We start from the raw sequence: 709 nt of genomic DNA, 5'->3' as shown, positions 1-709 counted from the left end.
TGTGTTTCGTCAAGAGGATTTGAGCAAAAAGAGCATCGGAAATTGAGCAGTCGCAGCATCGGAAGCGCGCACGCTTTTTGAGCGGCTAGCTCTCCTGCATGAGGGCATGGCGGACGCGGTAGGACTCGCCGCGGAACTGGACGAGCCTCCCGTGGTGGACGATGCGGTCGATCACGGCGGCGGCCATCTGGTCGTCCCCGAACACCGACCCCCACCTGCTGAACTCCAGGTTCGTGGTGATTACCACCGACTGCCTCTCGTATGCGTCGGCGAAGATCTGGAAGAGCAGCCTCGCCCCGTCCGCGTCGAGCGGGAGAAACCCGAGCTCGTCGATGACGAGCAGGCGGGCCTTGCCGATGAGCGCGGCCTCCCGGTCGAGCCTCCCGTCGTCGCGGGCGCGCCTCAGTCGCATCACGAGCGAGGACGCCGTGAAGAAGCGCGCCTCGAGCCTCCTCTCGCACGCCAGCGCGCAGAGGGCCGACGCCATGTGCGTCTTGCCGGTGCCGACGTCGCCCATGAGCACGAGGTCCTCCCTGCGCTCGACGAAGTCGAGCGCGAGCAGCGACTCGCGCCCCATGCCCTCCGGCCACGACACGGCCGACCAGTCGTAGCCGTCGAAGGTCTTGGGCGCCGGCAGCGCGCAGCGCCTGAGCAGCGTCGCGCGCTTCGAGGCCTCGCGGCTGGACCTCTCCGCCTCGAGGTAGCCCGC

1 protein-coding gene is annotated in these 709 nt (G+C 68.0%); it reads right to left on the bottom strand.

Annotated features, from left to right (window positions below):
• Nucleotides 1-85: 85 nt before the first annotated feature.
• Nucleotides 86-709 (bottom strand): IS21-like element helper ATPase IstB (gene istB / locus RX395_RS09800; RefSeq protein ID WP_316367286.1); only part of this gene is annotated, 624 nt, incomplete at its 5' end.

The sequence above is a fragment of the Collinsella aerofaciens genome, assembly GCF_032584215.1.
Classification (GTDB): Bacteria; Actinomycetota; Coriobacteriia; order Coriobacteriales; family Coriobacteriaceae; genus Collinsella.
This window is presented reverse-complemented; position numbering and strand designations above follow the sequence as displayed.